We start from the raw sequence: 13,525 nt of genomic DNA, 5'->3' as shown, positions 1-13,525 counted from the left end.
TGCGCACTCGATAAAACGCACAGCGTGGCGGACAACATGCCAGCGCGGGACGCTGGCATGTGAGGTGATCAAGGTGGTTTACACCCAGCCGTCGTTCTTCTTACGGCCCTTGGTCAGCGCCGGAAGGATCAGGCCGACCAGCAAGCCTGCACCGGCAATGCTGCCGCCGTACACCATGTAACGCATCATCACTTGCTTGTTCTCATCGCCAAGTCGCGCCTGAGTCGCACGCAATTCAGCCTGAGAGTCGGCCAGTTGATCGTTGAGGGTCTTGGTGCGCGCCTCCAGCTCATCGACCAGTTTCTTGCGCGCGTCCAGCGTTTCCTGCATGCCCTGCACGCGAGTCTTCCAGGTGTTGTCGATGCCCGCCAGCTGCTCGGTCAGATCGGCGACCTGCTGAGTCAGTTGTGGGACACGCTCGGCCTGGCCAGGGACTTCCTGCAAGTCGCTGCTCGGAATCCACACCGTGGAACCGCCTTCGCCGCGCACCTGGCTGAACTTGCCCGAAGCGCTGAGCAGCTCGACCTTCTGCCCGGATTTCAGCGTTCCCACAATCCGGTGATCATCGGTTGGTCCGCTGCGTACATAAGTCGTAAGACTGTCGCTGACCCAGCGATCGCTGCCTGCGGCCTGTGCGCTGCCAGGCACGACAACGGTCAATGCAGCGCCAACCAGGCCTGCGCCGAGCAAGCGACGCGAAACGACGAACAGGCCAGGGGCTCGGGAAAGAAGTGCGGAAAAATGACGAGACATGGCGATAATTATCTTTATCTGAAATGAGAATAAAGCCTCGTTTAACGGGCCGGCTAAGGATGGGAGCGGCAAGTGATCAACGGTTTTGCAACTCCTGCCCGGACGGAATGTCTGCCTATCAGGCGCGCTGAAAAAGCACCTGATGATCCCTTTCGTGCAGGCCGTCCAGAAAGTCCATCAGCTAACAGACTCCGTTAACGGGGTCAGGTTCACTATTGCCCGTTGTCCGCGTCAAAATTCAGCCGCACGGTCATGCGAAGCAAGTGCCTGCTTTCAAAAGAATTCACCTGCCGATTCAATCCTGCGATGACGCACAACGGCTCAAACAGGGGACGTCTGCGGTCCGGCGTTTGCTTTCCCGGCCAAGTGCTGTAGAAAAGGCTCCACAGGGGTGAATGTTCTCGATATTCACCATCCTGATGCTCGACTGCATCGCTCTAATGGAAAATAGAATGATCCCAAGACAAGTGATTAACGCCACCGTAAGCCCGAAAGGCAGCCTTGAAACCCTGTCCCAACGTGAAGTGCAGCAGCTCAGCGCTGCCGGTTCAGGCAGCACCTATACCCTGTTTCGCCAGTGCGCCCTGGCCATTCTCAATACTGGCGCCCACGTCGATAACGCCAAGACCATTCTTGAAGCGTACGAGAGTTTTGAAGTCCGCATCCATCAACAGGACCGCGGCGTTCGCCTGGAGCTGCTCAACGCTCCGGCCGATGCCTTCGTCGACGGCGAGATGATCGCCAGCACCCGCGAAATGCTGTTCAGCGCCTTGCGCGACATCGTCTATACCGAAAGCGAGCTGGACAGCCAGCGCATCGACCTGAGCAATTCCCAGGGCATCACCGACTACGTGTTCCACCTGCTGCGCAACGCTCGTACCCTGCGTGCCGGTGTCGAGCCGAAGATGGTGGTGTGCTGGGGCGGCCATTCGATCAATACCGAAGAATACAAATACACCAAGAAAGTCGGCCACGAACTGGGCCTGCGCAGCCTGGATATCTGCACCGGCTGCGGCCCCGGCGTGATGAAAGGCCCGATGAAAGGCGCGACCATCGCGCACGCCAAGCAGCGTATCGTCGGCGGTCGCTACCTGGGCCTGACCGAGCCCGGCATCATCGCTGCCGAAGCGCCCAACCCGATCGTCAATGAGTTGGTGATCCTGCCGGACATCGAAAAACGCCTCGAAGCGTTCGTCCGCGTCGGTCACGGCATCATCATTTTCCCCGGTGGCGCAGGCACTGCCGAAGAGTTCCTGTATCTGCTGGGCATTCTGATGCACCCGGACAACAAGGACGTGCCGTTCCCGGTGATCCTGACCGGCCCGAAAAACACCGAGCCGTACCTGCAGCAACTGCACGCATTTGTCGGTGCCACGCTGGGTGAAGAGGCGCAGCGCCACTACCAGATCATCATCGACAACCCGGCAGACGTTGCCCGGCAGATGACTCAGGGCCTTAAGGAAGTGAAGCGGTTCCGCCGCGAGCGTAATGACGCGTTTCACTTCAATTGGCTGCTGAAGATCGAGGAAAGCTTCCAGCACCCTTTCGATCCGACCCACGAGAACATGTCCAGGCTGCAACTGAACCACGATGTGCCGACTCACGAACTGGCCGCCAATCTGCGCCGGGCGTTTTCCGGCATCGTCGCCGGCAACGTCAAGGACAAGGGCATTCGCCTGATCGAACAGCACGGTCCTTATCAGATCCACGGCGACCCATCGATCATGGGCCCGCTGGACAAGCTGTTGCAGGCCTTCGTCGATCAGCACCGCATGAAGCTGCCAGGCGGCGCGGCGTACGTGCCGTGCTACCAGGTCGTGACCTGACCGCACAGCGACCTGCGACAAGCCAACGGGGTGCTCTTGAGCACCCCGTTTCTATTGATGCCGGCGAAATGCCTTGGGTGATTGCCCGGTAGCGCGCTTGAAGAAACGCGAAAAATACGCCGGCTCGGAAAAGCCCAGGCTGTCTGACACCTGATTGATGGTCAGGGTGGTGTAGATCAGGTTGCGCTTGGCCTCCAGCAGCAAGCGCTCACTGATGATCTGCAAGGCCGACTGGTTGCACAGCCGCCGACACAGAGCATTCAAATGCGCGGCGCTGATGCCCATCGCTTGGGCATGCTGGTCAATCGACCAGTGTTCGCGAAAACTCGCTTCCAGTTGATGCATGAACACCTGCAAATGCTCGCGGCCGCGATCCATGGCGTGAGTCTCTTCGCCAGCACCTTCACTGCTGCGCCGACTGAGCCACACCGCCAGCACACTGACCAGCGAGTGCAGCATCAGATCGCGGCCCGCTCTGGGCTGCCGGTATTCATTGGCAATGGCATTGAACAGCGTGTCGACATAATCGCTGTCCACCCCGAGCGCATAGCAGCGGGCAGCGCTGAGGGCAGAGACGTCGAGCGCAGCCTCGAGTTGCTCCACCAAGGGTCTGGCCAGGCTGAGAATATGGCCCTGAATATCTCTGGAAAACCTGAAGGTGTGCACGCTCAGTGCGGGCACGACCTGCAACGAAGGCATCTCGACCTCGCTGACCCGGTCCTCGACCTTGAGCATCGCCCTGCCCGACTGCACGTAAAGCAGCTGGACCAGATCGCCATGCCGATGCGGCTTGATCTCCCATTCGTGAATCCTGCTGCGCTCGGGGATCGACTCACAGTGGATCAGATCGGGGGTCGGCCAGGCCGCGGTTTCCCCATAGAGTTTGAACACCGGTATCGCTGCTGTGGCAGGTCTGGCCATGTCGTCCTCTCTGGTCCGGACCCTCGAAAAGTCCAGATAATGCAGCGGATATTGCCTTCTTATCTCGACGGCATCCATTAAAAATGCAGGAGACAAAAACAAACATTTCCCGCTGACTAAACCTGGCAGGGATCAAAAGACAGGACTATCGCCATGAAAACCAAGGTTGCCATTATCGGTTCAGGCCCTTCCGGATTGTTGCTGGGCCAACTGTTGCAACGTGCCGGCATCGATAACGTCATCGTCGAGCGCAAGGACCCCGACTACATCCTGTCGCGCATCCGCGCCGGCGTGCTGGAACAAGGCATGACCGACCTGTTGCGTGAAGCGGGCGTCAGTGAACGCATGGACGCAGAGGGCATGATCCATGACGGTTTCGAGCTGGCGTTCGCCGGTCGTTGCGAGCGCATCGACCTGAAGAGCCTTGCCGATGGCAGGACGGTGATGGTCTACGGCCAGACCGAGGTCACCCGCGACCTGATGGCCGCGCGCGCAGCCAGCGGTGCAATGACGATCTATGACGCCGCAGACGTCAAAGCGCACGACCTCAAGAGCGATAGTCCGTACCTGACCTTTGTGAAAGACGGCGATACCGTGCGCCTGGACTGCGATTACATTGCCGGCTGTGACGGCTTTCACGGCGTGTCACGGCAATCGATTCCCGCCGACGCCCTCAAGGTATTCGAACGCGTTTATCCGTTCGGCTGGCTCGGCGTACTGGCCGATACGCCGCCGGTCAACGAAGAGCTGGTCTATGCCAATCACCCGCGCGGCTTTGCCTTGTGCAGCATGCGCTCGGCCATTCGTACCCGCTATTACGTGCAGGTCAGTGCCGACGAGAAGGTCGAAGACTGGTCGGACGAGCGCTTCTGGGATGAACTCAAATCCCGCCTGCCCGAGCATCTGGCAGAGCGCCTGGTCACCGGCCCGTCCATTGAGAAAAGCATCGCGCCGCTGCGCAGCTTTGTGGTTGAACCCATGCAGTACGGGCGCCTGTTCCTGCTCGGCGACGCCGCGCACATCGTCCCGCCGACCGGTGCCAAGGGGCTGAACCTGGCGGCCAGCGATGTCAGCACGCTGTACCGCATCCTGCTCAAGGTCTATCAGGAAGGCCGCACTGACCTGCTGGAAAAGTACTCACAGATCTGCCTGCGCCGAGTGTGGAAAGCCGAGCGCTTCTCTTGGTGGATGACGTCGGTGCTGCACAACTTTCCCGACACAGACGCGTTCAGCCAGCGCATCCAGCAGACCGAACTGGACTACTACGTCGGCTCGGAAGCCGGGCGCAGGACCATTGCCGAGAATTATGTGGGCTTGCCGTATGAGGCTGTCGAGTAGAGCATTGGCCCCGGCGCAGTGATTTTCGTTGCGTGCTGATATTCGCGGCAAGCCATAAGCTCCCCGGGGGCACGCGTTGTGCAATCACACAACGCGTGCCCCCTACCGCCGTGCAAAACCCCAAAGCGTTTTTGTCACTGCCCACCTATGATCAGGAGTGCATCCAGTAGCTATCCGGCTATATAAAAACAACAAGCACAGAGGAACACCCGCCATTACACCTGTCTCGACCCACGAGGTGGGCGACGCCGAAGGCAATCATGTCTACCGTCGCATCACCCTGCGCCTTATCCCGTTTATCTTCATTTGTTACCTGTTCAATTACCTCGACCGCGTGAACGTGGGCTTTGCCAAGCTGCAGATGCTCGATGCCCTGAGTTTCAGCGAGACCGTCTATGGCCTCGGTGCCGGTATCTTCTTCATTGGCTACGTGCTGTGTGGCCTGCCCAGCAATCTGGCGCTGAACCGCTTCGGGCCGCGTCGCTGGATCGGTCTGATGATGATTACCTGGGGAATTTTCTCGACCTGCCTGCTGTTCGTTACCACGCCGGTCGAGTTCTACGTGCTGCGCTTTCTGACCGGTATGGCAGAGGCCGGCTTCTTCCCCGGCATCGTGTTGTACCTCTCGCGCTGGTATCCGAACCAGCGTCGCGGAAGGATCATGGCACTGTTCATGTCGGCCATTCCGGTCTCCGGACTGCTGGGCGGTCCTTTTTCCGGATGGATTCTCAACCATTTCGCTGCGGGCCAGGGCGGAATGGCCGGCTGGCAATGGATGTTTCTGATTCAGGGGCTGCCTACCGTGGCGCTGGGTGTGCTGGCCTTCGTTCTGCTGTGCGACAGAGTCGAGGATGCCCGCTGGCTGACGCCCGCGCAGCGTCAGCGGGTCAAGACCGATATCACCAACGATGAACTGAGCCGTCCGGTGCACGGCAAGAGCTCGGTGGCTTCAGTGCTGACCATGCCGTTCATATGGATTCTGGGCTTTATCTACTTCTGCATTCAAAGCGGCGTCTACGCGATCAATTTCTGGCTGCCGTCGATCATCAAGAACCTCGGTTTCAGCGATGCACTGGTGATCGGCTGGATCAGTGCCGTGCCGTACCTGATGGCGGGCGTGTTCATGCTGCTGGTCGGCCGCTCCGCCGACCTGCGTAATGAGCGCCGCTGGCATCTGGTGGTGCCAATGCTGATGGGCGCGACCGGCCTGATCATTGCCGCCAACTTCGCGACGCTGCCCATCGTTGCCATCATCGGGCTGACTATCGCGACCATGGGTGCGCTGACCAGCCTGCCGATGTTCTGGCCATTGCCAACCGCCCTGCTGAGCGCCAGCGTTGCCGCAGGCGGGCTGGCGCTGATCAACTCGATCGGGCAGATGGCAGGCTTTCTCAGCCCTTACCTGGTGGGCTGGATCAAGGATCAGACCGGCTCGACTACCCTGGCGCTGTATTCACTGGCCGCGCTGACCATCGTCGGCAGTCTGGTGGCCTTGCGGGTCAGTCGTTTGTCGGCAATCAAGGTGGCAAGGCCCGCCTGACCTTTTCGATACCCTCATCTAGAGCCAGGCCTTGTGCCTGGCTTTTTGATCGGTTCTTTCATTTTTACTGCATCACTCCACTCCTTCGTGAAAAAAACGCTCAAAATGCTTGCCAGTAATGATCGATTCAATCACTATCGTTTTACTAAAAATAAAACGAGAACCTGGCCATGCAATTTCGCGGCATCATTCCAGCTCTGGTCACGCCCTTCACCGAAGATCAGCAGCTCGACGAGCAGGCCCTGCGCAATCTGATCGAAAACCTTCTGAATGCAGGTGTTCACGGGCTTTTCGTACTGGGCACCAACGGTGAGTTCTTCGCCCTTTCCGAAGCGGAAAAACTAAAGATCGCTCGTATTACCGTCGAAGCGGCGGCAGGACGCGTACCTGTCGTAGTCGGCACCGGGGCATTTGCCACGCACGAAGTGATTGAAATGAACAAAAAGATGATCGATGTAGGCGCCGATGCCCTGTCGATCATCACGCCGTACTTCAATGCTGTCAGCCAGCGCGAGCTGATCAAGCACTACACCAGCATCGCCGATGCGTCCGAACTGCCGCTGATGATGTACAACATTCCGGCCAAGACCGGCATGTCGATCGGCATGGATGCCGTGGCCACCCTTAGCCAGCATCCGCAGATCAAGGGCATCAAGGACAGTGCTGGCAACTTCGATGCACTGGTGCAGATGATGAAGTACCGCAGCGACGACTTCGCGGTATTCGCCGGAACCGACTCGCTGATCCACTGGAACCTGCTGGCCGGCGGTGACGGCGCGGTGGCTGCAACCGCCAACGCGGTGCCGGGTCTGGTCATGTCGATCTGGAACCACTTCCAGTCGGGCAATCATGACGCTGCCCGCGCCGCGCAGGAGTCCCTGCGCCCGCTGCGCGATGCCTTCGCGCTGGGCACCCTGCCTGTAGTGCTGAAAACCGCCACGCAACTGCTCAATGTACCGGTCGGCCCCTGCCGTGCGCCGGTACAGCCGCTCGACGCCGCCGCGCTGGAAAAACTTCACAGCCTGTTGGCCGTTTACCGCCAAGCCTGAGGTCATTGCGATGTCTGCTACCTACCATTTCCAGACCGTGAAGCATGTTGTCCACGGTCCCGGCAGCCTGGATCTGCTGGGCGAAAAGCTGCCACTGCTCGATGTGCCGGTCAGGACCGTCATTCTGGTCACGCAAAACGCCATGCATAACCTTGGTGTCACCCAGCGCGTCACCGATCAGCTACGCGACCTGAATATCCGCGTGCACATGCTCGACAACGTCGAAATCGAACCGACCCTGGAAAACATCGAACGTGTGTTCCGTGACGACGTCGCTCCGCATGCGCCGGACGCCCTGATCGCCATCGGTGGGGGCAGCGTGCTGGATGCCGCCAAGCTGTTCGCCGTCATGTTGACCAATGACACGCCACTCAGAGACCTGCTGGGCATCGACAAGGTGACCCACCCCGGCAAGCCCATGGTGCTGGTGCCCACCACATCCGGTACAGGATCGGAAGTGACACCCAACGCGATCGTCACGCTGCCCGATGAAGAACTGAAGATCGGTGTGGTCAGCCGCCATCTGCTGCCGACGCTGGTGATTCTCGATCCATTGCTGACCCTCAGCCTGCCCCGAGCGATCACTGCCGCGACCGGAATGGATGCCTTCACGCACTCGCTGGAGTCCTTCATTTCCACCAAGGCCAACCCGATCAGCGATGCCTTTGCCCTGGAGTCGATGCGTCTCATCGCAGGCAGCATTGTGGAAGCCTGGCAACAACCGGAATCAGTGCGCGCTCGCGGCGACATGCTGCTGGGTTCGATGTACGGCGGCCTGGCGCTGACGGCTGCCGGGACCGCTGCAGTGCATGCGCTGGCCTACCCGCTGGGAGGCAAGTTTCACGTCACTCACGGCGTAGCCAACGCCATGCTGCTGCCCCACGTGATGGCCTTCAATCTGGACAGTTGCGCCGAACGCCTCAAGCGCGCGGCACTGATCTGCGGTGTAGCACAGCAGGACGACAGCAATGAGGCGGCGGCCCACAAGCTGATCGAACAGATTCGCCAATGGACTCAAGTGCTGAACATCCCGCAGAACCTGCGTGAGTTTGGCGTGGCCGAAGAGCATCTGGCTGACATGGCCGTGGCGGCCTCAAGGGTCACCCGCCTGATGACCAATAATCCCAAGGCGCTCAGCCTTGACGATATCCAGCAACTGTACCGGTGCCTGCTGCCATGAGTCACGTCGAGTTTCCCGGCCTGTTGATCATCGCCGATGACTTGTCCGGTGCCGCCGATTGCGCGGCGGATTTCGCCTCGCGGGTCGATACCCATGTGCTGCTGAGCAACGGCGCCCCAGACCTGCAAGGGGTCATCGCCTTCGATACCGATTCGCGTCGCCTGGCGCCGCAACAGGCCGCCGAACAGAACCGCGTAGCGCTGCAGCAACAGTCCCGCGCAGGCATGGCGCTGTACAAGAAAATCGACTCGACACTGCGCGGCAATATCGCCAGCGAGGTCGATGCCTTGCAGGGACTGCGCGGCATGGCGCTGGTCGCTCCGGCGTTCCCGGCCATGCAGCGCACCACCGTGATGGGTGTGCAATTGATAAATGGTGTGCCGGTCGATCAAAGTGATGTGTGGCGCAACGAGCACCTGCAGGGCACCGGCGACCTGCTTGAGCTGTTTGCCGCGCAGGGCCTGCACACGCAATGGCTGGGGCTCGATGCCATTCGCGACCCTGCCGGTCTGAAAACCGCTCTGCGCAGCGCGCTTGAGCAGGGTGTGCAGGTGCTGGTCTGCGACGCTGAACTGGACAGTGACCTGCTGCGTCTGGCCGACGCGTCAGTGGGCTGGCACGACGAGCTGTTCTGGGTCGGCTCTGCCGGGCTGGCTCGCCATCTGCCACAAGCGTTCGGTCTGGCCGCAGCCCTGCCGATCAGTGTCAGACCACGCTCACCGGTGCTGACCGTGATCGGCAGCATGTCCCGGCACTCTCAAGCCCAGGCCGACAGGCTCGCGCACGCCAGTCAGGCACTGTGCCTGACGCTGCAACCTTCGACGCTACTCAATGAAGAGAGGTGCATCGAGCGCGCTGCCCTGAGCGAGCAGCTTCAGCAACACCTCGCCGCCGGGCAGGATGTACTGGTGCGCGTCGATCAACAACAGCGCGATCCAGCCCGAGCAGCCACCTTGAGTCACGCGCTGGCGCAATGGCTGGCACCCGCCCTGCCCCATGCAGGCTCGCTAATCGCCACGGGCGGTGAAACCGCCAGGGCGATCCTGATTGCCGCCGGTATCGAACGCCTGATGCTGTCTGGCGAACTGGCCACCGGCGTGGTTCTGGCCGAAGCGCAACTGGGCAGGCACACACTCAATGTAGTGACCAAAGCCGGCGCTTTCGGCGACCCCGACACGTTGCTTGACGCCTGGCAACGGCTCCACGCACCGGCTGCGACCGACACCCCTTTCAACGAGGAAACTTCCTATGTCTGAACGTCCCGTCATTGGTATCACCATGGGCGACGCCGCCGGGGTGGGACCGGAAATCATCATGAAAATGCTCACCCATGCCTCGGTGTACGCGACTTGCCGGCCGTTGGTAATCGGCGATGCACAACGCCTGGAAGACGCCAACCGCATCGTCGGCAGCCAACTGCGCGTCAACAGCATCGCCAGCCCGGCAGAAGCGCGCTTCATTCAGGGCAGCGTGGACTGCATCGACCTGGGTCTGATCCCCGCCGACCTGCCTTATGGAAAACTCTCGCCGGTCGCCGGTGATGCGGCCTTCCGCTATATCGAGCGTACGGTGCAACTGACTCAGGCCGGCGAGCTGGATGCGATCTGCACCGCTCCGTTGAACAAGGAAGCCCTGCACGCAGGCGGGCATATCTTCCCCGGTCACACCGAAATGCTCGCGCACCTGCTGGGCATCGAAGAAGTGTCGATGATGCTGATGACCCCGACACTACGGGTAATTCACGTCACAACCCACATCGGCATCATCGACGCCATTGCGCGCATCGAACCTGGGCTGGTCAAGCGCACCATCGAGCGCGCCAGAGAGACGCTGACTCGCGCAGGCATCGACAACCCGCTGATCGCGGTCTGTGGCATCAATCCTCACGCCGGGGAAAACGGCCTGTTCGGCTATGGCGAAGAAGCCACCAAGATCCAGCCCGCGATTGATGAACTGCGCGCCCGTGGCTGGCGCGTGGAAGGCCCGCTGCCCGCCGATACGTTGTTCTTCCGTGCCGGACGCGGCGACTTCGATGCCGTGGTTGCGATGTACCACGATCAGGGCCACGGCCCGGTCAAGGTCATGGGTCTGGAGGCCGGGGTCAACGTGACCATCGGCCTGCCGGTGATCCGCACCTCGGTGGATCACGGCACCGCTTTCGACATCGCCGGCAAGGGCATCGCCGACGAACGCAGCCTGATCGAAGCCATGCGCCAGGCCGTGGAGCTGGCCACCCGAAAACGCGACACCCGCAATTCCATCGCCGTCTGAGGTCGTTACCGGTACTGACCCAACGATCCCCAGCGGCACCCCATAACGCGCCAGAACAAAAACAATGGAGCGAGACTGATGGATACCTTCAACGCGCAAGACACCTCGATCATCATCGGTATGGTGGTCGTCTACATCCTCATAACCACCTGGATGAGCATGCGCCTGCGCAGCAAGACCAGTGAGCAATACATGGTCGCCTCGCGCACCATGCCCGCCTTTGTCGTCGGCGTGCTGATGATGTCCGAATTCATCGGCGCCAAGTCTACGGTCGGTACGGCACAAGCGGCCTTCGAAAGCGGTTTTGCCGCCTCCTGGTCAGTGACCGCCGCAGCCATCGGCTTCCCGCTGTTCGGCCTGCTGATGGCGCGCAAGCTGTACAGCTCCGGCGAATTCACCATTTCCGGCTTCATCGCCAAAAAATACGGCACCTCCACCAAACTCGCAGTCTCGATCATCATGATCTACGCGCTGTTGCTGGTGAACGTCGGCAACTACGTCAGTGGCGCGGCGGCCATTGCCACGGTTCTGAAGATCAACCTGACCACTGCGGCCTTCATTACCGCGATCATCAGCACGCTCTACTACGTGTTCGGCGGCCTGAAAAGCGTGGCTTACATGAGTATTCTGCACACCGGGGTGAAATACATCGGCGTGCTGATCGTGCTCGGCGTGGCACTGAAAATGACTGGCGGCTTCAGCCCCGTGGTGCAGAACATGCCCGAGCATTACTTCACGTGGGACGGCGCCATCGGTGGTTCGAAAATCCTCGCCTGGATCATCGGCACGGTCGGCGCGATTTTCTCCACGCAGTTCATCATTCAGGCCATCTCCTCGACGCAGAATCAGAACGCAGCACGCCGCTCGACCTTCTATGCCTCGCTGCTGTGCATCCCGATTGCCCTGGCGCTGGGCTTCATCGGTGTCGCGTCCAAGTACCTGCACCCGGAAATGAGCAGCCTGTACGCGCTGCCGATCTTCCTGCAATCGATGAGCCCGGTATTGGCAGGCGTAGTGACCATCTCGCTGGTCGCTTCGATTTTCGTCAGCGTCAGTACGGTAGCGCTGGCCATCGCCTCGCTGGTCGTCCGTGACTTTTACGTACCGTGGCGCAAACCGTCCGTGGATCAGGAATTCAAAACCACACGCCTGATCGCGTTGGTGATCGGTTTCGTGCCGCTGTTCTTCGTGTTCTTCGTCCCTGAAATCCTCAACCTGTCATTCTTCACTCGCGCCCTGCGCCTGTCGATTGCCGTTGTCGCCATGATCGCCATCTACCTGCCGTTCTTCGGTTCGGGCCGAGGCGCCACGCTGGGTCTGATCGCCTCAGCGATTACCACCAGCGTCTGGTATCTGTTGAACAACCCTTACGGCATCGACAACATGTACATCGCCCTGGTGACACCTGCCATTGTGATTGCCATCGAGCGCCTGCTGCCCCAGTCCGCGCCGAGCCAACCTGCCAATCCTGTAGAAACCGAGGTCCCCCATGCCAACCGCTGATACCCGTCAGGACGCGTTCCTGCCAACGCCTTACGCACAGAACCATGCGGCAAACCTGCACGAGCTGGCCGACGGCACAGTGCTATGCACTTGGTTCGCGGGGACTCAGGAGGGTATGGCCGACATCTTCGTACTGCTGTCGCGCCGTGACCCGGTGACGGGCGTCTGGGGCGAGCCCCGGAAAATGTCCGAAGACTCGACCCGCTCCGAACAGAACCCGATTCTGTTTCAAGCACCCGACGGCCCGCTGTGGTTGATCTGGACCGCACAGATTTCCGGTAATCAGGAGACCGCGATCATCCGCCGTCGCCTGTCGCTGGACCACGGCCAGAGCTGGGGGCCTATAGACACCCTGTTCGACGAGCCGGGCACCTTTGTACGCCAGCCGCCAGTGGTACTGGATAACGGTGACTGGGTATTGCCGGTCTGGTACTGCATCACCGGCCCCGGTGAAAAGTGGGTCGGCAACCATGACGTCAGTGCAGTAATGATCTCCACCGATCAAGGACACAACTGGTCACGCCACGACGTGCCTGACAGCACCGGCAGCGTGCACATGAATGTTCATCAGTTGGCGGATGGTAGCCTGCTCGGTCTGTTCCGCAGCCGCTGGGCAGACTTCATCTACAGCAGCCGGTCCAGCGACCGGGGACGAACCTGGAGCGTGCCGGCACCGACCGAATTGCCCAACAACAACTCGTCGATCCAGTTCGTGAGACTGGCGACGGACGAGCTGGCACTGGTCTATAACCCTGTCAGCGCCGACGGCCACGCCCAGCGCCGCGCCTCGCTGTACGACGAAATCGAAGACGAAGGTGACGAGCGGATCACACCGGGACCGCGTGAGGACGGCAAGGCTGCAGTGTGGGGTATCCCCCGTGCGCCAATGAGCCTGGCGGTCTCGCGGGACGGCGGTGGTACCTGGCCGACCCGTCTGGACCTGGAACTGGGCGACGGCTTTTGCCTGACCAACAACTCACAGGAAAAGCTCAACCGCGAATTCTCCTACCCCAGCATCATCCAGGCCGCGGATGGCAGCCTGCATGTCGCCTTCACCTACTTCCGACAGAAGATCAAACATATTCACTTGCCGCTGAACGCGATCCGTTGACCCACCCGCGTCGATCAGCCTGCTGCCGATCGA

11 protein-coding genes are annotated in these 13,525 nt (G+C 60.5%); 9 read left to right on the top strand and 2 right to left on the bottom strand.

Features of this window, described 5'->3' with window-relative positions; translation table 11 throughout:
* Positions 1–78: 78 nt before the first annotated feature.
* Entirely contained in the window at positions 79–753 is a 675-nt protein-coding gene (locus PCPL58_RS11440) for a TIGR04211 family SH3 domain-containing protein (RefSeq protein ID WP_003436066.1), read from the bottom strand.
* A 452-nt stretch (positions 754–1,205) separates the two neighbouring features.
* Here PCPL58_RS11440 and ppnN point away from each other — a divergent pair, with 452 nt between their 5' ends.
* On the top strand, positions 1,206–2,579 hold the full coding sequence (gene ppnN, locus PCPL58_RS11435) for a nucleotide 5'-monophosphate nucleosidase PpnN (RefSeq protein ID WP_003436065.1): 1,374 nt from the start codon (positions 1,206–1,208) through the stop codon (positions 2,577–2,579).
* A 51-nt stretch (positions 2,580–2,630) separates the two neighbouring features.
* On the opposite strand, the gene PCPL58_RS11430 is transcribed toward ppnN, so the two are convergent.
* A complete protein-coding gene (locus PCPL58_RS11430) occupies positions 2,631–3,500 on the bottom strand; it encodes a helix-turn-helix domain-containing protein (protein WP_065349443.1) in 870 nt (289 codons plus the stop codon).
* A 153-nt stretch (positions 3,501–3,653) separates the two neighbouring features.
* Here PCPL58_RS11430 and pobA point away from each other — a divergent pair, with 153 nt between their 5' ends.
* From pobA to PCPL58_RS11390, 8 genes are all read left to right on the top strand, one after another.
* A complete protein-coding gene (gene pobA / locus PCPL58_RS11425; protein ID WP_065349442.1) occupies positions 3,654–4,838 on the top strand; it encodes a 4-hydroxybenzoate 3-monooxygenase in 1,185 nt (394 codons plus the stop codon).
* 214 nt (positions 4,839–5,052) lie between these two features.
* Positions 5,053–6,378 (top strand): MFS transporter, encoded by a 1,326-nt coding sequence (locus PCPL58_RS11420; RefSeq protein WP_044309052.1) that lies wholly within the window; start codon positions 5,053–5,055, stop codon positions 6,376–6,378.
* 170 nt (positions 6,379–6,548) lie between these two features.
* On the top strand, positions 6,549–7,427 hold the full coding sequence (dapA, locus tag PCPL58_RS11415; RefSeq protein ID WP_003370023.1) for a 4-hydroxy-tetrahydrodipicolinate synthase: 879 nt from the start codon (positions 6,549–6,551) through the stop codon (positions 7,425–7,427).
* A gap of 10 nt (positions 7,428–7,437) precedes the next feature.
* A complete protein-coding gene (locus tag PCPL58_RS11410) occupies positions 7,438–8,607 on the top strand; it encodes an iron-containing alcohol dehydrogenase (protein WP_003436050.1) in 1,170 nt (389 codons plus the stop codon).
* Positions 8,604–9,863 carry a four-carbon acid sugar kinase family protein gene (locus PCPL58_RS11405; RefSeq protein WP_065351039.1) on the top strand — a complete coding sequence of 420 codons (1,260 nt, stop codon included), beginning with the start codon at positions 8,604–8,606 and terminating at the stop codon, positions 9,861–9,863. Before PCPL58_RS11410 ends, PCPL58_RS11405 begins: the two co-directional genes overlap by 4 nt.
* Complete coding sequence (gene pdxA, locus PCPL58_RS11400; RefSeq protein ID WP_003436046.1) at positions 9,856–10,878, top strand: 4-hydroxythreonine-4-phosphate dehydrogenase PdxA; 1,023 nt, start codon at positions 9,856–9,858, stop codon at positions 10,876–10,878. The genes PCPL58_RS11405 and pdxA overlap by 8 nt, the downstream gene beginning before the upstream one ends.
* Before the next feature lie 78 nt (positions 10,879–10,956).
* Complete coding sequence (locus PCPL58_RS11395; RefSeq protein WP_065349441.1) at positions 10,957–12,381, top strand: sodium:solute symporter family protein; 1,425 nt, start codon at positions 10,957–10,959, stop codon at positions 12,379–12,381.
* Complete coding sequence (locus PCPL58_RS11390; protein ID WP_044309055.1) at positions 12,368–13,492, top strand: sialidase family protein; 1,125 nt, start codon at positions 12,368–12,370, stop codon at positions 13,490–13,492. Before PCPL58_RS11395 ends, PCPL58_RS11390 begins: the two co-directional genes overlap by 14 nt.
* Positions 13,493–13,525 lie beyond the last annotated feature (33 nt).

The sequence above is a fragment of the Pseudomonas cerasi genome, assembly GCF_900074915.1.
GTDB classification, from domain to species: Bacteria; Pseudomonadota; Gammaproteobacteria; order Pseudomonadales; family Pseudomonadaceae; genus Aquipseudomonas; species Aquipseudomonas cerasi.
This window is presented reverse-complemented; position numbering and strand designations above follow the sequence as displayed.

Excerpts from the sequence above, each read along its gene's own strand:
- PCPL58_RS11405 (WP_065351039.1), top strand. The coding sequence starts at position 8,604 with ATGAGTCACGTCGAGTTTCCCGGCCTGTTGATCATCGCCGATGACTTG.
- dapA (WP_003370023.1), top strand. The coding sequence starts at position 6,549 with ATGCAATTTCGCGGCATCATTCCAGCTCTGGTCACGCCCTTCACCGAA.
- PCPL58_RS11410 (WP_003436050.1), top strand. The coding sequence starts at position 7,438 with ATGTCTGCTACCTACCATTTCCAGACCGTGAAGCATGTTGTCCACGGT.
- PCPL58_RS11395 (WP_065349441.1), top strand. The coding sequence starts at position 10,957 with ATGGATACCTTCAACGCGCAAGACACCTCGATCATCATCGGTATGGTG.
- PCPL58_RS11430 (WP_065349443.1), bottom strand. The coding sequence starts at position 3,500 with ATGGCCAGACCTGCCACAGCAGCGATACCGGTGTTCAAACTCTATGGG.
- PCPL58_RS11440 (WP_003436066.1), bottom strand. The coding sequence starts at position 753 with ATGTCTCGTCATTTTTCCGCACTTCTTTCCCGAGCCCCTGGCCTGTTC.
- ppnN (WP_003436065.1), top strand. The coding sequence starts at position 1,206 with ATGATCCCAAGACAAGTGATTAACGCCACCGTAAGCCCGAAAGGCAGC.
- pobA (WP_065349442.1), top strand. The coding sequence starts at position 3,654 with ATGAAAACCAAGGTTGCCATTATCGGTTCAGGCCCTTCCGGATTGTTG.
- PCPL58_RS11390 (WP_044309055.1), top strand. The coding sequence starts at position 12,368 with ATGCCAACCGCTGATACCCGTCAGGACGCGTTCCTGCCAACGCCTTAC.
- pdxA (WP_003436046.1), top strand. The coding sequence starts at position 9,856 with ATGTCTGAACGTCCCGTCATTGGTATCACCATGGGCGACGCCGCCGGG.